The sequence below is a fragment of the Vibrio sp. 10N.222.49.C9 genome, from assembly GCF_041474985.1.
In the GTDB taxonomy this organism is placed as follows: domain Bacteria; phylum Pseudomonadota; class Gammaproteobacteria; order Enterobacterales; family Vibrionaceae; genus Vibrio; species Vibrio crassostreae_C.
The window spans coordinates 133,448-154,243 of sequence record NZ_JBFRVD010000030.1; the positions used below are offsets into that span (position 1 = coordinate 133,448).

A 20,796-nucleotide genomic window follows, 5' to 3' on the forward strand; every position below is an offset into this window, starting at 1 on the left:
GGTAGCAATCAGATGAAATTAAAATCATTGGTGATCATTGTCACGGCACTCACAGTTAGCGCATGCAGCGGAATACCTGAAAAGGAACTTAATACTGATTTCAATGAGAGTGCATGCTGCTCTCAGCTAAGTGCGCTGCCAATGAGGCAATTGTCTGTTCCATTCCACCAACAAGTGATTATGGACGGTCATTTACCGACCCTTTCCTCTTCATTGTTAAATGACAATACACAAGCGGATAGCCAACGCTTTCCGACCATCGCGTACCAAATCAGTGACACGACAGAATCGCTGTCCTTACTCATTCGTTCATACATTAAAAATGATGCGCTATTCGCACCGTCTATTTATGTCTTTGACAAACAATGGCGACTGCTTGGTCAATACAGTACTAACGACTTCACTTACTACCCGACAGCGATGCAAGGGTTAGAAAGAATTGAAGCATCAATTGCACTCGAACCTCAACGAGACAACGCGCAATTTATTGTGGTCAGCGCCGATAGCACTAAGTTAGATAGCGCCATCAATCGAATTCATCCTGAAGATCTGTATTCAGAATCTCAGCAGATTATTGGCAATAAGCAACTGCCGTTGACTGCGACGTTGAGCAACGTAGGTGTCATTGATGTTACGGCGAGCAAATCAACAAACAGTGCGGTTTTGACTCTATTGGCTGAGCTTGGTGTTTCATCCGACAATGAACCCGAAACCTTAGGTTCAAAGCAAGTTTCTCAACCATCAAATCAGACAATTGAAACCAATCAAAAGGCGCAATGGCTGAATATCCAAAAAGACATTGACCAAGCCCTAAACAACAATGACATCAAACAAGCTGCATTTATTGCTAATCAAGCGGCCGAACAGGGCATACCCGAAGCAAAAGATTATTTATTAAAACAGCTCGCTGAATAGCTGAATAAGCCAACAGAACAATACGCATAACCAACGATTTGATAACGGTCATCACGGCTTAAAAGACCGATGACTTAATAGAATTATTACCAATATTGAACACTTTAAGAGTAGGAATACCATGAAGGCATTTTCAAACATCATCCAAAGACGCGATTGGGAAAACCCACAGTCTGTGAATATCCACTGCCTTAATGCGCACAGCCCATTATCAAGCTACCGCAACCTTAAGCACGCTCGAGACGGCATTGAGTCACAACGTAAATCTCTTAATGGACAATGGAAGTTCAAATACTTTGATGCACCTGAACAAGTTGACGGTGAATTTATCGAAACAAGTTTCAATGACTCACAATGGGACGAGATTACCGTACCATCGAACTGGCAAATGCAAGGCTACGATAAACCTATCTACGCCAACGTAAAATACCCATTTGAAGTGAACCCACCGTTTGTACCGGCAGAAAACCCAACCGGTTGTTACCGCACTCAAATTACGTTGACTAAAAATGACCTAAAGAACACCCAACGTATTATCTTTGATGGCGTCAATTCCGCTTTTCATCTTTGGTGTAATGGCAATTGGGTTGGTTACAGCCAAGATAGCCGCTTACCTGCCGAGTTCGACTTAACTCAGTATCTAACTGTTGGCGACAATACGCTTTCTGTCATGGTGATACGTTGGTGTGATGGTAGCTATTTAGAAGACCAAGATATGTGGTGGCTAAGCGGTATTTTCCGTGATGTGACCTTACTAGCTAAACCAAAGCAGTGCATTGAAGATGTGTTCGTTACGCCGGACTTAGACGCATGCTATCGCGATGGTTCACTGTCTATTGTCACCAAAATTACGGCACCAGACACTTACCAAGTTCAGGTTCAACTGTTTGACGGTGAAAACGCGGTGACTGAACCGCTTATCGATCGCCCTCATAATCGACGAATTGACGAGCGTGGCACCTACGATGATGTGGTATTCCAAACTCTTCATGTTCGAGATCCGAAGAAATGGAGCGCAGAAGTTCCTAACCTTTACCGAATTGTCGTGTCATTGCTTGATAGGCAAGGTAACCACATAGAAAGTGAAGCTTATCAAGTTGGATTCCGTAAAGTCGAAATGACAGACGGTCAGCTAAAGCTAAACGGCAAACCGCTATTGATTCGCGGCGTCAACCGTCATGAGCATCACCCAGAGTTGGGGCATGTGATGACAGAAGAAGACATGATCCGCGATATCTGTCTAATGAAGCAGTACAACTTCAATGCTGTGCGCACCGCTCACTACCCTAACCACCCACGATGGTACGAGCTGTGTGACGCATACGGTTTATATGTGTGTGATGAAGCGAACATCGAGACCCATGGCATGCAGCCTATGAATCGCTTGTCTGCGGATCCGCAATGGGCACACGCTTATATGAGTCGCTATACGCAAATGGTCATGCGTGATAAGAACCACCCTTCTATCATCATCTGGTCTTTGGGCAACGAGTCAGGGCACGGCAGCAGCCACAATGCGATGTATGCTTGGTCGAAACAGTACGATCCTTCTCGCCCGGTACAGTATGAAGGCGGTGGTTCAAATACCACAGCGACCGATATCATTGCGCCAATGTACGCACGCGTTAACAGCACTATCGAAGACGATGCCGTTCCAAAATGGTCTATCAAGAAATGGGTTTCTCTGCCTAACGAGCAACGCCCGCTTATTCTTTGTGAATACGCACACGCAATGGGTAACAGTTTGGGTAGCTTTAATGATTACTGGGATGCATTCCGAGAATATCCTCGCCTACAAGGCGGTTTCATCTGGGATTGGGTTGACCAAGGACTAAGCCAATGGGATGAAAACGGTGAACACTTCTGGGCCTACGGTGGAGACTTTGGCGATGTCATCAACGACCGTCAGTTCTGCATCAACGGTTTGATCTTCCCAGATCGCAGCGTACACCCGACCTTGGAAGAGGCGAAATACTGCCAGAGAATGATCAATGTGACGTTAGCAGAGCAAACTGAAGATCAATGCCGCCTAACGGTAACCAATGAAAACCTGTTCCGAGCGACTGACAATGAAATCTTACGCTGGCAATTGCTCGAAAATGGCATCGTGATTCAATCAGGGCAACAAGTCTTATCCGTTGCTGAAGATAGTAAACAAGAGCTGGTAATTGACCTCGCTTTCACACCAAAAGCACAAGCCGAATATCATCTCAACACCGATATTACTCTGACTCATTCAACCAAGTGGGCAGAAGAAGGCCATGTTTGTGCGACGGAGCAATTTGCTTTACGTAACCATGCTGGCTTGCAACTCCCGATCACGGCAAATGCTTTGGCTCCCCAGTTACATCAGCAAGACAATAAAGTGGTCGTGTCTAGCCTAGATGAAACACATCAATGGCAATGGGATACAGAGAGTGGATTGTTGACCCACTGGATCGTTGATGGGCAACCGCAAGTTATCAAGGCACCTGTCGATAACTTCTATCGCGCGCCACTTGATAACGACATTGGTATCAGTGAGATAGACAACATCGACCCAAATGCATGGGCTTGTCGCTGGGAACTTGCAGGCATTGGTCAATGGGAGCGTCAGTGTACAAGTTGTGTCGTGCAAGCGCTCGCAGACTCAGTACAAGTGGCGTCAGTATTCGCCTACCAATTTAATGGCCAAATCCAAGCGATTACCAAATGGCAATACACCTTAAATAACCTAGGCGAAATGAATATCGCGGTTGATGTCAACTTAGCCGATCACTTACCACCGATGCCACGCATTGGTCTTGAGATGGAGCTACCTTTACCACTCGAAACTGCCAATGAAACTCCAGTATCGTGGCTGGGATTAGGTCCTTTTGAAAACTATCCAGACCGTTTGGCTGCTGCTCGATTCGGTTTACACAAACAGACACTGGATCAGATGCATACGCCGTATATATTCCCAACCGATAGCGGGTTACGTTGCGGAACCAAAAACTTGAATGTAGGAAATATCGGGATCGAAGGCGATTTTTCATTCAGTGTGAGTCAGTACAGCCAGCAACAATTAACGGATGCTAAGCATACCAATGACCTGACTCGTGAAGAGAAAATCTATGTACGCGTAGATCACCAACATATGGGTGTTGGTGGTGATGATTCTTGGAGTCCAAGTGTTCACCAAGAGTTTCAACTCACCGACAATCAATATCGTTATCAGGTTACGCTAACAAGCGCATCGTAAGTAGATTCGGACCAAGCGGCTTGCTCTAAGCCACTTGGTTCCCCTATTACTTTGGGTTACCTGTGATTACCTTACTTCACGCGACAACAGCTCACACGACAGCAGTCCACACGCCAATGTGACTCAAAAGCCAAGCTCAAATCTAGAGCTTGGCTTTTTATTTTCAAACTAGTCAGCCAATCAAAAATAAACCATCAAACCTCGTCATATTTGATGTTTAATATTTGAATTGCCTAACTATCCGTTGTTAAATGTCCAACCACCAGCACACAGCATTATATTCAGAATAAGAGAGCGGAATGGCTACCATTAAAGATGTTGCGAAGGAAGCAGGCGTATCAATCGCGACCACCTCTCGAGTAATCAACAATGCACCTCACACCAGTGAAACCGCAATTGCGGCGGTAAAAGCCGCTATGGAAAAACTCGGCTATCGCCCAAATGCCAACGCCCGTGCATTGGTCAGCAAATCTTCAAACGCGATTGGTGTACTGGTTAATGATGTTTCTGCCCCGTTCTTCGGCTCGATGATCAAAGCCATTGATACCGTGGCAAGTGAGCAAGAAAAGCAGCTACTGATTGGCAGCGGCTACCATGACGCGACCAAAGAGCGTAATGCGATTAACTTGCTGATCAACAGCCGCTGCGAATCACTCGTGGTTCATAGCAAAGGCATTAGCGACGAAGAATTGGTTAAGCTAGCCAATGAAGTGCCCGGCTTAGTTCTCATCAACCGAATTGTTCCCGATATCGAACACCGCTGTATTGCTCTCGACAACCGCCGCGGCTCTTACATCGCGACTGAGTATTTGATTAAAAACGGCCACAAGCACATTGGCTACATCTGCTCGAGTCACGATATTGAAGATGCTCACGACCGCTTAGGTGGCTATTTGGATGCATTGAAAGATCACGGTATTGAATCGAACGATGAGTACATCGAATATGGTGAACCTGACGAGCTAGGCGGTGAGCAAGCCATGGTTAACTTAATGGCAAAAAACACAGATATCACAGCCATTGCCACGTATAACGACTACATGGCAGCAGGCTGTTTGGCGTTATTACAAGAAAATGGCGTTCGTATTCCAGAAGATATATCAGTTATTGGGTTTGATGACGGCCACATTGCTCGCTTCATCTACCCTCGATTGACCACCATTCGTTACCCAATTCAAGTCATGGCTAATCAAGCGGTTAAGCTCTCTCTGCAACTCGCAAGTGACGAGCCAAAAGAACACACGGAACATAAGCTATTTATGCCAATTTTGGTGCGCAGAGCCTCTGTTCGAAACATTAATTGAGAAAGCTCAGGTTCATAAAGACTAAGTCATTTCGTTCCTCGACACTTTTTACAACAAAGAAAATAGGATTGATTCGATGAGTTATCATTGAGTTAATCTTATTTTTCATTCCCCGCAAATACCCACCTATACTTAACCTGATCCATCTTAATCAAACGGTTACCCGTTGATTTTTTCACCAAGTGTCTAAATCCCTAGTGATCCTTGGTTGTTATTAGGTGAGCAAAGCAGGATAATATCGGGATCGGAATCTCAAGAATTAATCCATTATGACCGAATACCTTTTGTTGTTGGTTGGCACAGTGCTGGTCAATAACTTTGTGCTAGTGAAGTTTTTAGGACTATGTCCATTTATGGGAGTCTCCAAGAAACTGGAGACTGCGATTGGCATGGGCCTCGCGACAACTTTCGTTCTAACGTTAGCGTCGGTCTCTGCATACCTAGTAGAAACCTACATCCTTACCCCTCTGGGTATTGAATACCTGCGTACCATGAGTTTCATCTTGGTTATCGCGGTGGTTGTTCAATTTACGGAAATGGTCGTTCACAAAACCAGCCCGACTCTTTATCGCCTGCTGGGTATCTTTCTGCCTCTTATCACCACCAACTGTGCGGTATTAGGTGTGGCACTTCTGAACATCAATGAAAACCACAACTTCATTCAGTCGATCATCTATGGTTTCGGCGCAGCGGTGGGTTTCTCTCTTGTATTGATCTTATTTGCTGCAATGCGTGAACGTATTGCGGTTGCTGATGTTCCAATGCCATTCAAAGGCGCATCGATTGCGATGATCACAGCAGGCCTAATGTCTCTGGCATTCATGGGCTTTACTGGGTTGGTGAAATAAACATGAGTACCATTTTAATTGCGATCATTGCGCTAGCCGTTTTAGCCGCTGTTTTTGGCGCTATTTTGGGCTTTGCTTCTATCCGTTTTAAAGTTGAAGCTGATCCTATCGTCGATCAAATCGACACCATTTTACCGCAAACTCAATGTGGCCAGTGTGGCTACCCTGGCTGTCGCCCATACGCAGAGGCGATCGCTAACGGAGACAAGATCAACAAATGTCCTCCGGGCGGCCAAGCAACCATTGAGAAGCTAGCAGATTTAATGGGCGTAGAAGTTGAAGACTCCGCTCATGACTTAGATAACAAAGTAAAAACCGTTGCCTTCATTCACGAAGATATGTGTATCGGCTGTACCAAGTGTATTCAAGCCTGCCCTGTTGACGCCATTGTTGGTGGCACCAAGGCACTGCACACAGTAATTAAAGATGAATGTACAGGTTGTGATCTATGTGTCGCACCGTGCCCTACTGACTGTATTGAAATGATTCCAGTGGCAACAACGACTGAAAATTGGAAATGGCAGATGAACATCATCCCTTTTACTGATATCACTAACCAAGCGACTGATGCGACTGCGTCAGAGCCTAAAGCATAGGGTTAGTATGATCTCTTTAATTGAACAAATTCGCACGGGCTCTATTTGGAACTTCCCTGGTGGCGTGCACCCTGCTGAAAACAAGAAACAGTCGAATACTACTGATATCGTCCATGCAAGGCTTCCAGAAGAAATCGTTCTTCCTGTGAAACAGCACATCGGTAAGCCGGGGAACCTATTGGTTGCTGCTGGCGACACTGTGTTAAAAGGTCAGCAACTTACGGCCTTAGACACAGGTTTTACTTTGCCAGTACACGCACCAACATCGGGTGTGATTACCGCTATCGAACCGCGAACTACCGCTCACCCTTCAGGCTTGAGCGAAATATGCGTGGTTATTAAACCTGATGGCCTAGACACTTGGATTGAAAAAAATCCAGTTGAAGATTTTTCGACAAAGACTTCTGACGAACTGCTTGATGTGATTCGCCAAGCTGGTATTTCAGGCATGGGCGGCGCAGGTTTCCCTACGGCTAAGAAGCTTCAATCAGGCTTAGGTCGTACCGACATTTTGATCGTCAACGCTGCGGAATGTGAACCTTACATCACCTCTGATGACAAGTTGCTTCAAGAACATGCCGACGAAGTATTAAACGGCATCGAAGTGGTTGAACACATTCTTCAACCAAAGCTGACGGTTATCGGCATTGAAGACAACAAACCAGATGCGATAAAAGCACTTGAGATTGCAGCGAAAGACAAAGATATCGTCATTCGCGTTATCCCAACCAAATACCCTTCTGGTGGTGAGAAGCAACTTATCAAGATCCTCACCAACAAAGAGGTTCCAGCTGGCGGCATTCCTGCAGACATTGGTGTTTTGGTTCAGAACGTCGGCTCTCTTTACTCGATTAAGCGAGCGGTAATTGACGGCGAACCTGTGGTTAACCGCGTTGTGACATTAACCGGTAAAACCTTTAAGCAACCTCGTAACGTTTGGGCGCTATTAGGCACACCAGTACATGAGTTACTTGAAGAGTTTGGCTACAAAGCAGATAAAAAACTGCCGCGTTTAATTTTGGGCGGCCCGATGATGGGCTTTACCTTGCCGCATGCCAATGTGCCAATCACCAAAACGTCGAACTGTATTTTGGCGCCAACGCGTCGTGAGATCTCACCAAGCACTTACGAGATGGAATGTATCCGTTGCAGCGCATGTGCTGAAGCTTGCCCTGCGTCTCTACTTCCTCAACAACTGCAATGGCACGCCAAAGCCAACGAGTTGGATAAGTGTGAAGAGCTAAATATTAAAGACTGTATTGAATGTGGTGCATGTGCATTTGTCTGCCCAAGCGAAATCCCTCTTGTTCAGTACTATCGCCAAGCAAAAGCTGAAATCAAAACTCGAAAAGATGAAGCCGCTGCTGCAGAACGCGCCAAGATTCGTTTTGAAGAGAAGAACGCTCGTATGGAGCGTGATAAAGCCGAACGTGAAAACCGCTTTAAAAAAGCCGCAGATAACCGCCGTAAAGATATGAAAACATCCGGCGGTGATGATGCTATTGCTGCTGCGATTGCTCGTGTTAAAGCACAAAAAGCCGCTGCGGATCAGGCTCCGAATGAAGAACCAGCAGTGAAACCTGCGGTTGCTGCCGCTATTGCGAAGGCAAAAGCGAAACAAGCTGCAGCTCAAAAAGCGGAAGGCGCTGAACCAGACAACTCTGAAATGTCTAAACTGCGTGAAGAGCGCAAGCGTCAAGCGAGAGAGCGCAAGGCACAACAAGCAGCAGCCGATACTCCTGCAGAAAGCTCAGGCGATACGAAGAAAGACGCCGTTGCTGCTGCGATTGCTCGCGCTAAAGCGAAGAAAGCACAGCAAGCGGAATCTGCTTCGGATGCTCCTGTTGAAAGCTCTGGCGATGCTAAGAAAGATGCTGTCGCTGCGGCCATTGCTCGCGCTAAAGCGAAGAAAGCTCAACAAGCGGAATCGGCTTCTGACGCTCCGGCTGAAAAATCAGGTGACGCTAAGAAAGATGCAGTCGCTGCAGCAATAGCTCGCGCTAAAGCCAAGAAAGCACAACAAGCAGGTTCAGCTTCCGAGGCTCCAGCTAAAAGTACTGGTGATGCTAAAAAAGACGCCGTTGCTGCAGCTATCGCTCGCGCTAAAGCGAAAAAAGCACAACAAACAGAGTCAGTTTCTGAAGCTCCAGCTGAAAAATCAGGTGATGCTAAGAAAGATGCAGTTGCTGCGGCTATAGCTCGCGCTAAAGCCAAGAAGGCTCAACAAGCAGAATCAGCTTCTGATGCTCCGACTGAAAGTACTGACGATGCCAAGAAAGATGCAGTTGCTGCGGCTATTGCTCGCGCTAAAGCGAAGAAAGCTCAACAAGCGGAATCAGCTGTTCAAACCGAAAGTGAAGCTCCGGCTGAAAGCTCTGGCGACCCTAAGAAAGCCGCTGTTGCTGCAGCCATCGCTCGCGCTAAAGCCAAGAAAGCTCAACAAGCTAAGCAAGACGAAACGGCAGAAACGCCTGAGCCAGTGATTGAAGTTGAAGCTGAAACTCAACAAGAGTCAGTCGATCCTAAGAAAGCTGCAGTTGCCGCCGCGATTGCTCGCGCTAAAGCAAGAAAGGCACAACAAGCGAAACAGGAAGAATCAGCAGAAACGCCTGAATCTGTGGTTGAACCTGCAGTTGAAGTAAAGGCTGAAACTCAATCAGAACCCGTCGATCCTAAAAAAGCAGCCGTTGCTGCTGCTATTGCTCGTGCTAAAGCAAGAAAAGCACAGCAAGAGCTAGATAAAAAGAATAATGAGGAGAAAGAGTAGTGGCCTTCTTTATCGCCAGCTCACCGCACGCACACAGTCGTAGAAGCACCCCAGATCTGATGAAATGGGTGGCTATTTGTGCATTGCCAGGTCTACTAGCTCAAACCTACTTCTTCGGATGGGGTACGCTCATCCAGTTAGTATTTGCTATCGCACTTGCGATTACCTTTGAAGCAGCAATCATGCTGCTAAGAAAGCGCCCGCCAGTGATGGCGCTACGTGATTACAGTGCTGTTGTCACCGCTTGGCTACTTAGTGTCGCGATTCCTCCACACTCTCCCTGGTGGATTCTAGTGATAGGTATGTTCTTCGCAATTGTCATCGCGAAACACCTATACGGCGGACTTGGGCAAAACCCATTTAACCCAGCGATGGTCGCTTACGTTGTTTTGCTGATCTCGTTCCCAGTTCAGATGACCAGTTGGAATGCTCCCGCGAGCTTAACCGCTGAAGCAACCAGCTTTGTGGACTCATTCTTGATGATCTTTACTGGCTTCAATAATGAAGGATTATCTCTACAACAAGCTCGTTTAGGGATTGATGGCACCACAATGGCGACGCCACTCGATGCCTTCAAAACCGCATTAACGGCAGGCAACACCGCTTCTGAAGCTCTGTCTCAACCTCAATTTAGCTGGTTAGCTGGCGTGGGTTGGGAGTGGGTAAACCTTGCTTACCTTATTGGTGGCTTGGTGCTTATCAAGCAACGCGTGATTCAATGGCATATCCCAGTCGCGTTTCTGGGCAGCTTGACCCTATTTAGCTTAGTGTTCTTGATGTTCACTCCTGGCGAAACCGCATCACCGACCATTCATCTATTGTCTGGTGCGACTATGCTAGGCGCATTTTTCATTGCGACCGACCCAGTTTCAGCATCCACGACAGTCAAAGGTCGCTTGGTGTTTGGTGCTCTGATCGGCGGTTTGGTATTTATCATCCGCAGTTGGGGTGGTTTCCCTGATGGCGTGGCGTTTGCTGTATTGTTAGCCAACATGTGTGTTCCACTGATTGACTACTACACCAAACCTCGTACATACGGCCACTAAGGGAGCGGATATCATGCTAAATGCAATTAAGAAAAACGGCCTTGTACTCGCGATCTTTGCGTGTGCTTCGACGGGTTTGGTCGCGGTAACTCACTACCTGACCAAAGATCAGATCAAACAACAAGAACAGGCTCAGTTACTGTCTGTTCTTAATCAAGTGATCCCGCACGATCTGCACGACAACGAGCTGTTTTCGTCTTGTACTTTGGTTCAAGCAGAAGAGCTTGGTACTGAGCAAGCGATGCCGGCTTACATTGCTAAAATCAATGGTGAGCCGAGTGCGATTGCGATCGAAGCGATTGCCCCAGACGGCTACAACGGCGCGATTAAAGTGATTGTTGGAATGAAGATCGACGGTACTATTTTAGGTACTCGCGTGCTTTCTCACCAAGAAACTCCAGGTTTGGGTGATAAGATTGATTTGCGTGTAAGTGATTGGATACTTTCGTTTGCAGGCAAACAAGTAACAGATTCTAATCTAGACCGTTGGAAGGTTCGTAAAGACGGTGGTGATTTTGACCAGTTTACTGGCGCTACTATCACGCCAAGAGCAGTCGTGAAGTCAGTCAAACAAGCGGTCCAGTACGTTAACCAAAACAACCAAGCATTGCTTGCTCAACCTCTAAATTGTGGTGGTGAATAATGAGTGACCATAAAACATTGATCAAAAATGGCATGTGGGCCAATAACCCTGCCCTAGTGCAACTTCTTGGGTTATGTCCGCTGCTGGCTGTATCGTCAACAGTCACTAACGCACTTGGGCTAGGCATTGCTACCTTGCTTGTACTGGTCGGCTCAAACGTTTCTGTTTCTTTGGTTCGTAATCATGTGCCAAAAGAAGTACGTATCCCAGTATTCGTAATGATCATTGCCTCGCTAGTAACCTGTGTTCAATTGCTGATGAACGCTTACGCCTATGGGCTTTACCTCTCTTTGGGTATCTTCATCCCGCTGATCGTAACCAACTGCATCATCATTGGTCGTGCGGAAGCCTTCGCTTCAAAAAATGAAGTGCTACCAGCGGCTCAAGATGGTTTCTGGATGGGTCTAGGCATGACATCAGTATTGGTCGTGTTAGGTGCGATGCGTGAGATTATTGGTAACGGGACCCTATTTGATGGCGCAGACCTGCTGCTTGGTGACTGGGCTTCGGTGTTACGAATCCAGATATTCCAATTTGATAACAGCTTCTTGTTAGCCCTGCTTCCACCGGGTGCCTTCATTGGTGTTGGTTTCTTAATTGCTTTGAAAAATATCATCGATAACCAAGCAAAATCTAGACAACCAAAACAAGAAAAACCAGTCATTGAACGCGCTCGCGTTACCAATGCCTAATAAGTTAAATTAGCTTAAACCTCGCTGAGTTAGCTCAACCACTCAGCGGGGGAAATCAGATCTAAACAGTACATATAATAATGACGCTCATAAGAGCGCGTAACCGATGATAAAGCAGAAGCAATCCAAGCTTCATGCCCTAACTATTTGAAAGTAATGTCGCTATGAACAATGTAAAACGAGTAGAAATACTTGAGCGTTTAAGAGAAAACAATCCAAAGCCAGAGACTGAGCTTAACTGGAACAGCCCATTCGAGCTGCTGATTGCCGTTCTATTGTCTGCACAAGCAACCGATGTCAGCGTGAACAAGGCGACGGATAAGCTGTACCCTTTAGCCAACACTCCGCAAGCAATTTTCGACCTAGGTGTTGATGGCTTAAAAGAGTATATCAAGACCATCGGCCTATTTAACTCAAAAGCAGAAAACACCATCAAAACGTGTCGTATGCTGCTTGACCTACATAATGGTGAAGTACCGGAAGATCGCGCTGCATTAGAAGCCCTTCCAGGTGTCGGTCGTAAAACAGCAAACGTAGTGTTAAATACCGCATTCGGTTGGCCAACCATTGCCGTTGATACTCACATCTATCGTGTATCAAACCGCACTAAGCTAGCGATGGGTAAAACCGTCGACGATGTCGAAGCAAAACTACTTAAAGTTATCCCAAAAGAATTCAAACTGGATGTCCACCATTGGCTCATTCTTCATGGACGTTACACCTGTGTCGCACGTAAGCCACGCTGTGGCAGCTGTATCATTGAAGACCTCTGTGAATTCAAAGAAAAGAGCGAAGATTAGTCTTTCCGTTCACAACGATTAATCAATACGGCAGCGCTTAAAGCGCTGCTTTTTTATTGCCACTCTCTAGAATCCGCCTCTACATAAGTTTTCACTTCTAATTCTGCGTTCCCAAGACAACAGGCATAAAAAATCCCGCCTTTTATGGCGGGATTCAATTATTTAGCTAAGAAGTCTGTCTTAGATAAACTCCACTTTAGTCACTTCTTTGATAGCAGATAGAACAAATGTTGGTACTGCTGCAATGAAGATTAACGATATTAAGTGATTAAACTCTAGCGCTTCTGTGCTGAATACCAACTGACCGAAGCTTGTGTACACAACGCTTAAAGACAAGATAGCCGATACTGCCACCGCACCAAGTAGGTAGTGGTTAGTGAACGGATTCTTACGATAAATCGTTGTAAACGTACGTGCATCGAACAAGCTCCAAAGTTGAGCAAAGATCAGTGTTAAAAACGCAACGGTTTGTGCGTATTGAGCACTGTAACCACCGTCGAGTGCGTAAGAGAATGTCACAAAGCTTAGACCACCTAATGCGAGACCACGAGTTAGGATACGAGCGCCTAGACCATTAGAGAAGAAGCCTTGGTCACGTTTGCCTGGCTTACGCTCCATGAGATCTTTCTCTTCTGGCTCAACACCGAGTGCGAGTGCTGGTAGACCATCAGAAACGAGGTTAACCCATAAAATCATTAGTGGAGTTAGCGGAAGTACTACATCTGGTCCCATGAGTAGGAATGCAAATAGGATTACCGAAACCTCACCCACGTTCGCTGTAAGTGCTTGGCGGATAAACTTACGTAGGTTATCGAAAATTTGACGACCCTGACGTACCGCCTTCACGATAGTACTGAAGTTGTCATCCAACAGGATAAGGTCACCTGAGTCTTTCGCAACAGACGTACCTGTAATACCCATCGCAACACCAATGTCTGCACGACGCAGTGCTGGCGCATCGTTCACGCCGTCACCGGTCATAGAGGCAACTTCATTGTTCTCTTGCTGCGCTTTTACGATACGCAGCTTGTGCTCTGGAGTAACACGGGCAAATACTGCAACCTGAGAACAGATAGACAACAGCTTCTCGTCATCCATTTGGTCAAGCTCAGCACCCGTTACCACTAGATCGTCTTCGCTACGGATGATTCCGATTTCACGAGCAATCGCTGCTGCCGTGACTGCGTGGTCACCGGTAATCATTACCGTACGAACACCAGCGCTATAACAGCTATTTACTGCATCGCGTACTTCTGGGCGTGGTGGATCCATGATGCCATAGATACCCAGGATGCTGACGTCTTTTTCAAGCTCAGGGAAATCTAACTCAAGCTCTTCTTCTTTTAATTCACGGAAACCAACGGCAAGTGTACGCAGAGCATCACCACCAAAGGTTTGGATTGCCGCTTCAAAGTTTAAATGAAGCTCTTGAGACGGTGCGGTATCGAGAGCCAAGTTGCCTGAAACTTCACAGCCAACCGTTGGTACGAAACCACCGTCAACCATGAAGCTGGTTGATTTACCAAGAACAACATCTGGCGCACCTTTCAATGCTAGGAAGTGCTTACCTTGTGGGTCACGAACGATAACAGAAGCCATCTTACGACCAGAATCGAACGGGAACTTCTTAACGATTGAGTAGCCACCCGTTGATAGCATTTCATCTTGTTTAAGACCTGCTTTTGCAGCTGCAACAATTAGTGCACCTTCTGTCGGGTTGCCACGAACCGTCCATTTACCATCAGCATTTACATATTCAGCATCGTTACAAAGCGTTGCAACAACAAGACCTTTCATCATTGCAGGGCTGTTTGTCGCTTCGACATTGTGACCTTTGGTAATGAATTCACCCTTAGGATCAAAACCTTTACCTGACACATCCCAGTAACGACCAGACACATCGTACGCTTTCATCACCTGCATTTGGTTTTGTGTTAGCGTACCGGTTTTATCTGAACAGATAACGGTTGTAGAACCAAGCGTTTCGATTGCTGCTAGCTGTTTAGCCAAAGCATTATTCTTAACCATCTTAGTCGAGCCCATCGTTAATACGATAGTAACCACCGTTGGTAAACCTTCAGGAATAGCGGCAACCGATAAAGAGATACCTGTTGTTAGGATTTCTAACCATGGCATACCGTGGTAAACACCGATAGCACAAACAATAGCAACAACCACAAGAGCAACAACCAATAATGCGAGTGCGATGGTGTCCATACGCTCTTGCATTGGTGTTTTCGTCTCTTCCGTTTGGTTCATCATATCAGCGATGTGACCAACTTCAGTTTGCATACCTGTGCTTGTTACCACAGCAAGGCCTGTACCTGTAGTCACGATTGTTGTCATGAAGCCCATGTTCTTCTGATCGCCAAGACCAAGGGTCTCATCTTCAAGGCGTTCAGACTGCTTATTCACTGGCTCAGATTCACCGGTCAGTGCAGCCTCATCTACCGTCAGACGGTTTGACTCAAGAATACGAACATCAGCAGGCAGAATATCGCCAGTATTAATTTTGATGATGTCACCAGGAACGAGGGTTTTAGCTGGAACACTGATCCATTTACCATCGCGCATCACTTCGGCTTCTGGAGCTGCCATTTCTTTTAGCGCTTCCATCCCTTTCTGAGCTTTAAATTCTTGCCAGAACGCGATACCAGTATTGATAAGGATAATCACTGCAATAGCAATAGCATCAATCGCGTGGCCAGTAGACCAAGAAACGATTGCACCAACAGCTAGAATAAAAATCAGTGGGTTTTTATATTGATGAATATACAGTTCCCACGCAGAAGCTGACTCTTGTGCAGTCAGTTCGTTAGTGCCGTGCTTCTCTAAGCGTGCATCCGCTTCAGAAGTTGATAAACCTGTCGTTTGATCTGCGTTCAGTTCGTTTAAAACATCTGAACTTTGTTGTGTAAACCATTTACTCGTCATTTGAGTACTCCACATCAATGCCTCACGCCGAGGCTAATGTAATAAAATAATACTTATTCTTATGTGATAGAAAAATCGCACAAATCAAAAGTGAATATTTAGTCGATTTGGTGCGCTTGAAAAACTATATAGTAAGGATTGTCTATTTAGCAAAGATCGCAAAAGATACACTTGATACACACTTGACAACTACTTTGAAAACACAACCACATCAAACATCAAACATAAAACAAACAATACAAGCCCAAACTATTGTTTAAAAAAGATAAGCACAAAAAATAGACACCCTTTGCACTTTCGTAAAAACCATTGGTTATCGGCGTATTTTATCGAAAATTCCTTAATAACGAAGTAAAACATCGGAATAACCTTTCTATAAACAGGGAAATGTTGGCGTAATCATAAATTGATAAAATGGAAAGTTAGATGCCAATTGTAAAAACGAAAGGAAATCAGCAACAAGATGGAGATATAAGTCACAATTCAACAACCAAGGCCATTCTTGGCCATTACAAAAAAGACCAACACTCAAACTTACTATTTATGCAAAACTGCGAATTAAGCGCTAGTGACTGACAAATTAATAAGGCCGTCTCTCTTTAATTTCTTGTAATACAAATAAGAAAAAAGGCAGAGGGGGAGAGTAAGATAGATGATGAGAATAAGAAAATATGACCAAACTCATCATCTCTTTGGTGTTGCTTATGAGCTTGCTCATATATAGTGCTATAAAAGAAACAACCAATAACAAGCTAGGAGCAAATCATGTCAAACGGTCGTATTTTACACACCATGCTACGCGTGGGTGATCTAGACAAGTCTATCGAGTTCTACACCAATGTAATGGGCATGCAGCTATTACGTAAGAACGAAAACAAAGAGTACGAATACACACTGGCTTTCGTTGGCTTTGGCGACGAATCTCAAGGCGCAGTGATTGAGCTGACTTACAACTGGGGCACCACGGAATACGACCTTGGCTCTGCTTTTGGTCACGTTGCTATCGGTGTGGATGACATCTACACAACGTGTGATGCGATTAAAGCAGCTGGCGGCAACGTAACGCGAGAAGCGGGTCCGGTTAAAGGCGGCTCTACACACATTGCGTTCGTTAAAGATCCTGATGGCTACATGATTGAGCTGATTCAGAACAAACAAGCAAGCGCAGGTCTAGAAGGTTAATTCCTTAACCTCTTTGAGAAGTTGAGTTTGAACGCCTGATGAAATGAAAAAAGAAGTGAGCACTATGCTCGCTTCTTTTTTTATCACTCTCCCCATAATCGATATTCTTCACCAATTATTCTTAATAATCTCATTGATGAAACTTTACATGATAATGATTATCATTTAAATTAATCACCTATTGATTAATGAGGTAATACAATGATTAGCGAATGGGAAAAACACACGTTACTTGCCGATACTGCATTGCAGCTCGACGATCCTGTACGAAGTATTCTTCATTATCAGCAGGCTTTGAACTTAAGTGAAGAAATTACAGAACGCACCGATATTCAAGCCGATGAACGCTTACTGATCTCGGTGATTTCTTGCCACAATCTTGCTCAATTCTGGCGTTGGGCTGGCGACACTGAATACGAGCTCAAGTATCTTCAACTGGCTTCCGAAAAGGTACTCACACTGATCCCTCAGTGCCCTAATACCCAATGTTCAAGCTTTATCGATTCTATTGGTTGCTGTAAGAAAGCGCTGATCGATTTCATGAAACGCCACCCAAACCCTAAAATTGCCTCTATGGTGGAGAAGATCGATACCGCGACCAACTGTGAAATGATCGCCCGCTTCCGCTTGAACTAAACAAGTTACGTCCAAACAACGACTCCAAATCTAAAACATAAAAAAGCCCGTCATCAAGACGGGCTTTGTCATTTCAAAACAAGCTATTGTTTAGCTTAAACCTGTGTACGACCTAAAGAGATCACAACACGTCGGTTCTTGTCTTTACCAATTGGCGAGTTATTGTCTGCAATCGGACGACGCTTACCATAGCCTTGTACTTGAATACGATCTTCTGGCAAGCCTAGAGATTTGAAGTACTCTCTTAACGATTCCGCTCTGCGCTCTGAAAGGTTTTGGCTAATCCCTTTGCTGTCGACAGAGTCGGTGTACGTTGCCACCAGCACAAGGTCGATGTCTTGATTATAGCGAACGTAATCAGCAATCTGGCTCAGCCTTTTACGCGACGATTTATTCAGCTGATCGCTGTTGCGGTCGTAATGCAAAATAGTGAAAGAGATATCTTCAAAGCTGTAAGGCAGCAGATTAGCAACACAGTCACTGAACACATTGTATTTTTCTTGGAATAGCACTGACGACAACGACACTTCGATACGTTGATCTCGGCTCTGCCACTCTTGGTAGCTGAATGTCGGATAACGCCCTTTCTCCAACTCACTCAAGATGCCCCAAGCTGTTTGACCACCGACATAGCCATCAAATTGTTGGAAGAACTTAATGGTTGTCATGCGATCAGCACTTTCACCCGGACGCCAAGGTGGCGGCATCGAAATCAAGCTGACATTACGCGTAGCACCCATTGGGCGACGCATTTTAAGCTCAAAGTCCAAAATGATTTTTTTACTCGCGCGAGATGAGAACTCAGCATCACCAAAGTTTGGAATTGGGTGAACCAAGCGACATTCTAGTGGCGTGTTGGCCACCATCTCCCATGTCGACTGTTGAGGAGATGCTCCGTAACGCTTTTCTTGTGCCATGACCGATGACGACACAAGTAGCGAAAATAGCATTGAACCTGTTATGAGTTGTTTCTTCATAAAGTGGAGTATCTCTTAAGCAATTCGTTTAACAATGCAGCCAATTGCCGCATTTTTCTCTCACGTTCAAATATGCAATTATCAAGCCGTAATGGGTTAGGTAATTTATGATTTATTGCCCTTCCCTAGTTTTTATCACTGCTATTATCTGCAATAATGCAGCCTTAATCACACTTATTTGGGCTAACATGACTGTAGAAAACGAAGCTCTGACCCTAAAAAAACGCTTTCGCGGCTATTTTCCAGTGGTCATCGACGTGGAAACCGCAGGGTTTAACGCTGAAACCGATGCATTATTAGAAATCTGTGCCATTACATTAAAAATGGATGAGAACGGAGATCTGCACCCTGCATCAACGCTTCATTTTCACATTGAGCCTTTTGAAGGCGCAAATATAGAGCAGGCAGCATTAGACTTTAACGGAATTAAAGACCCATTTAGCCCATTACGTGGTGCTGTGTCGGAACAAGAAGCCCTTAAAGAAATCTACAAGCTAGTGAGAAAAGAACAAAAAGCTTCAGATTGCAGTCGCGCAATCATGGTTGCTCACAACGCTACATTCGATTTGAACTTCGTTAATGCGGCAAGTGAGCGCTGTAAGCTTAAACGCGTCCCTTTCCATCCATTTGCTACTTTTGACACTGCAGCTCTTAGTGGTCTTGCCTACGGTCAAACCGTTTTGGCTAAAGCTTGCCGCACTGCAGGGATGGAATTTGACAACAAAGAAGCACACTCTGCTTTGTATGATACGCAAAAAACCACAGAGTTATTTTGCGGCATTGTAAACAAATGGAAAGCCCTTGGTGGTTGGCCTCTTGTTGACGAAGAATAAAAAATAGAGTCGGTAAACGTTCACTCGTATTGCCTTCATAAAAAACACAACATCCCGAGAATAATATGAATCCTGTTGTAATTTCAGTTTGCATCATGCTTGTTTTAGCTTTGATGCGTGTAAACGTAGTCGTTGCTCTGACGTTCAGTGCAATTATCGGTGGCGTAGCCTCTGGTATGAGCTTGAACGACGCAGTCGCGGCTTTCGAAAGTGGATTAGGCGGCGGTGCAACGATTGCACTTAGCTACGCTATGCTTGGAACATTCGCTGTTGCTATCTCACGTTCTGGTATCACAGATCTCCTTGCTCAAAGTGTTATCAAACGCATTCACGGCAAAGAGAACAGTGCGGCATCGACTGGTCTTAAATACGGCATCCTTGCGTCGTTGATCTTAGTGACCATGTCTTCGCAAAACGTGATTCCAGTACATATCGCCTTCATCCCAATCTTAATCCCACCTCTACTAGGCGTATTCGCAAAAATGAACCTAGACCGTCGTCTAGTTGCGTGTGTACTTACTTTTGGTCTGATTACGCCTTACATGGTGTTACCAATTGGTTTTGGCGGCATCTTCCTAAACAACATCCTGCTTAAAAACCTTCACGACAATGGTCTTGAAAACGTTGTAGCAAGCCAAGTACCTATGGCAATGTTGTTACCAGCAGCAGGCATGATCTTCGGTCTCCTTACTGCAGTATTCTTTACTTACCGTAAGCCTCGCCAATACAAAGAAACCTCTCACACTGTTGTTTCAACAGAAGTGAAAGAGATCAACAAGAAGCACATCTTAGTTGCAGCGGCGGGTATCGTAGCTGCGCTAACAGTTCAACTGTCGACGGGCTCTATGATCATCGGTGCTCTAGCGGGTTTCATGGTATTTACCTTCGGTGGCGTCATTGCTTGGAAAGAGACACAAGATGTCTTCACCAAGGGCGTTCACATGATGGCAATGATCGGTTTCATCATGATTGCAGCGGCAGGTTTCGCGGCAGTTATGAAGCAAACAGGTGGCGTTGAATCTCTGGTTGAAGCACTTTCAACAAGCATCGGCGACAACAAGCCTCTAGCAGCACTACTTATGCTAATTGTTGGTCTATTGGTTACTATGGGCATTGGTTCTTCGTTCTCTACGATTCCAATCCTTGCAACTATCTACGTTCCACTAGCAGCAGCATTTGGCTTCTCGCCAATGGCAACAATCGCTCTAGTAGGTACAGCTGCTGCACTTGGTGATGCGGGCTCTCCGGCTTCTGACTCAACATTAGGTCCAACGTCTGGTCTAAATGCTGATGGTCAACACGAGCACGTATGGGAAACCGTAGTACCGACGTTCCTGCACTACAACATCCCACTGATCGTATTCGGTTGGATTGCAGCCATGGTTCTGTAATTAGGTTCT

At 45.4% G+C, this 20,796-nt stretch carries 16 protein-coding genes; 14 read left to right on the forward strand and 2 right to left on the reverse strand.

Going from position 1 to position 20,796, the window contains the following annotated elements:
• Nucleotides 1-12 precede the first annotated feature (12 nt).
• The 10 genes from AB4585_RS13905 to nth all read left to right on the forward strand — a co-directional run bounded on the left by AB4585_RS13905 (nt 13) and on the right by nth (nt 12,834).
• On the forward strand, nt 13-915 hold the full coding sequence (locus AB4585_RS13905; RefSeq protein WP_372170068.1) for a MalM family protein: 903 nt from the start codon (nt 13-15) through the stop codon (nt 913-915).
• Nucleotides 916-1,036: 121 nt separating this feature from the next.
• Nucleotides 1,037-4,138, forward strand: a complete 3,102-nt coding sequence (locus tag AB4585_RS13910; protein WP_372154759.1) for a beta-galactosidase — start codon at nt 1,037-1,039, stop codon at nt 4,136-4,138.
• A 299-nt stretch (nt 4,139-4,437) separates the two neighbouring features.
• Nucleotides 4,438-5,442: a substrate-binding domain-containing protein gene (locus AB4585_RS13915; protein WP_136973536.1), complete on the forward strand. Its 1,005-nt coding sequence runs from the start codon at nt 4,438-4,440 to the stop codon at nt 5,440-5,442.
• Nucleotides 5,443-5,711: 269 nt separating this feature from the next.
• On the forward strand, nt 5,712-6,290 hold the full coding sequence (rsxA, locus tag AB4585_RS13920; protein WP_004734039.1) for an electron transport complex subunit RsxA: 579 nt from the start codon (nt 5,712-5,714) through the stop codon (nt 6,288-6,290).
• A 2-nt stretch (nt 6,291-6,292) separates the two neighbouring features.
• On the forward strand, nt 6,293-6,886 hold the full coding sequence (gene rsxB / locus AB4585_RS13925; RefSeq protein WP_102398539.1) for an electron transport complex subunit RsxB: 594 nt from the start codon (nt 6,293-6,295) through the stop codon (nt 6,884-6,886).
• A 7-nt stretch (nt 6,887-6,893) separates the two neighbouring features.
• Nucleotides 6,894-9,653: an electron transport complex subunit RsxC gene (gene rsxC / locus AB4585_RS13930; protein ID WP_372170072.1), complete on the forward strand. Its 2,760-nt coding sequence runs from the start codon at nt 6,894-6,896 to the stop codon at nt 9,651-9,653.
• Nucleotides 9,653-10,699 carry an electron transport complex subunit RsxD gene (gene rsxD / locus AB4585_RS13935; protein WP_372132043.1) on the forward strand — a complete coding sequence of 349 codons (1,047 nt, stop codon included), beginning with the start codon at nt 9,653-9,655 and terminating at the stop codon, nt 10,697-10,699. Before rsxC ends, rsxD begins: the two co-directional genes overlap by 1 nt.
• A 13-nt stretch (nt 10,700-10,712) precedes the next feature.
• Nucleotides 10,713-11,342, forward strand: a complete 630-nt coding sequence (gene rsxG / locus AB4585_RS13940; RefSeq protein WP_012603532.1) for an electron transport complex subunit RsxG — start codon at nt 10,713-10,715, stop codon at nt 11,340-11,342.
• Complete coding sequence (locus AB4585_RS13945; protein ID WP_012603531.1) at nt 11,342-12,034, forward strand: electron transport complex subunit E; 693 nt, start codon at nt 11,342-11,344, stop codon at nt 12,032-12,034. Before rsxG ends, AB4585_RS13945 begins: the two co-directional genes overlap by 1 nt.
• A 164-nt stretch (nt 12,035-12,198) precedes the next feature.
• Complete coding sequence (nth, locus tag AB4585_RS13950) at nt 12,199-12,834, forward strand: endonuclease III (protein ID WP_017061172.1); 636 nt, start codon at nt 12,199-12,201, stop codon at nt 12,832-12,834.
• A 180-nt stretch (nt 12,835-13,014) separates the two neighbouring features.
• Here the strand turns inward: nth and AB4585_RS13955 are convergent, their stop codons facing one another.
• Nucleotides 13,015-15,768, reverse strand: coding sequence for a cation-transporting P-type ATPase (locus AB4585_RS13955; protein ID WP_102321073.1), 2,754 nt, complete (start codon nt 15,766-15,768; stop codon nt 13,015-13,017).
• A gap of 765 nt (nt 15,769-16,533) precedes the next feature.
• On the opposite strand from AB4585_RS13955, the gene gloA reads away from it, so the two are divergent.
• Together gloA and AB4585_RS13965 are read left to right on the forward strand one after the other, a co-directional pair.
• A complete protein-coding gene (gene gloA / locus AB4585_RS13960) occupies nt 16,534-16,950 on the forward strand; it encodes a lactoylglutathione lyase (protein ID WP_004734046.1) in 417 nt (138 codons plus the stop codon).
• A gap of 201 nt (nt 16,951-17,151) precedes the next feature.
• Nucleotides 17,152-17,586 carry a DUF2753 domain-containing protein gene (locus AB4585_RS13965; protein WP_004734047.1) on the forward strand — a complete coding sequence of 145 codons (435 nt, stop codon included), beginning with the start codon at nt 17,152-17,154 and terminating at the stop codon, nt 17,584-17,586.
• Between the two features lie 95 nt (nt 17,587-17,681).
• Here AB4585_RS13965 and motY read toward each other — a convergent pair whose 3' ends face one another.
• The gene (gene motY, locus AB4585_RS13970; RefSeq protein ID WP_017063457.1) at nt 17,682-18,563 is read right to left on the reverse strand and encodes a flagellar protein MotY; all 882 of its coding nucleotides are present in this window, start codon (nt 18,561-18,563) and stop codon (nt 17,682-17,684) included.
• Nucleotides 18,564-18,751: 188 nt separating this feature from the next.
• Here motY and rnt point away from each other — a divergent pair, with 188 nt between their 5' ends.
• Together rnt and AB4585_RS13980 are read left to right on the forward strand one after the other, a co-directional pair.
• Nucleotides 18,752-19,396, forward strand: a complete 645-nt coding sequence (gene rnt, locus AB4585_RS13975; RefSeq protein WP_017061178.1) for a ribonuclease T — start codon at nt 18,752-18,754, stop codon at nt 19,394-19,396.
• Nucleotides 19,397-19,461: 65 nt separating this feature from the next.
• Nucleotides 19,462-20,787, forward strand: a complete 1,326-nt coding sequence (locus tag AB4585_RS13980) for a Na+/H+ antiporter family protein (protein WP_048611564.1) — start codon at nt 19,462-19,464, stop codon at nt 20,785-20,787.
• Nucleotides 20,788-20,796 lie beyond the last annotated feature (9 nt).

Coding starts and splice junctions, on each gene's coding strand:
- AB4585_RS13905 (WP_372170068.1), top strand. CDS start 13: ATGAAATTAAAATCATTGGTGATCATTGTCACGGCACTCACAGTTAGC.
- AB4585_RS13955 (WP_102321073.1), bottom strand. CDS start 15,768: ATGACGAGTAAATGGTTTACACAACAAAGTTCAGATGTTTTAAACGAA.
- AB4585_RS13915 (WP_136973536.1), top strand. CDS start 4,438: ATGGCTACCATTAAAGATGTTGCGAAGGAAGCAGGCGTATCAATCGCG.
- rsxC (WP_372170072.1), top strand. CDS start 6,894: ATGATCTCTTTAATTGAACAAATTCGCACGGGCTCTATTTGGAACTTC.
- AB4585_RS13910 (WP_372154759.1), top strand. CDS start 1,037: ATGAAGGCATTTTCAAACATCATCCAAAGACGCGATTGGGAAAACCCA.
- motY (WP_017063457.1), bottom strand. CDS start 18,563: ATGAAGAAACAACTCATAACAGGTTCAATGCTATTTTCGCTACTTGTG.
- rnt (WP_017061178.1), top strand. CDS start 18,752: ATGACTGTAGAAAACGAAGCTCTGACCCTAAAAAAACGCTTTCGCGGC.
- AB4585_RS13965 (WP_004734047.1), top strand. CDS start 17,152: ATGATTAGCGAATGGGAAAAACACACGTTACTTGCCGATACTGCATTG.
- gloA (WP_004734046.1), top strand. CDS start 16,534: ATGTCAAACGGTCGTATTTTACACACCATGCTACGCGTGGGTGATCTA.
- AB4585_RS13945 (WP_012603531.1), top strand. CDS start 11,342: ATGAGTGACCATAAAACATTGATCAAAAATGGCATGTGGGCCAATAAC.
- AB4585_RS13980 (WP_048611564.1), top strand. CDS start 19,462: ATGAATCCTGTTGTAATTTCAGTTTGCATCATGCTTGTTTTAGCTTTG.
- rsxB (WP_102398539.1), top strand. CDS start 6,293: ATGAGTACCATTTTAATTGCGATCATTGCGCTAGCCGTTTTAGCCGCT.
- rsxG (WP_012603532.1), top strand. CDS start 10,713: ATGCTAAATGCAATTAAGAAAAACGGCCTTGTACTCGCGATCTTTGCG.
- nth (WP_017061172.1), top strand. CDS start 12,199: ATGAACAATGTAAAACGAGTAGAAATACTTGAGCGTTTAAGAGAAAAC.
- rsxA (WP_004734039.1), top strand. CDS start 5,712: ATGACCGAATACCTTTTGTTGTTGGTTGGCACAGTGCTGGTCAATAAC.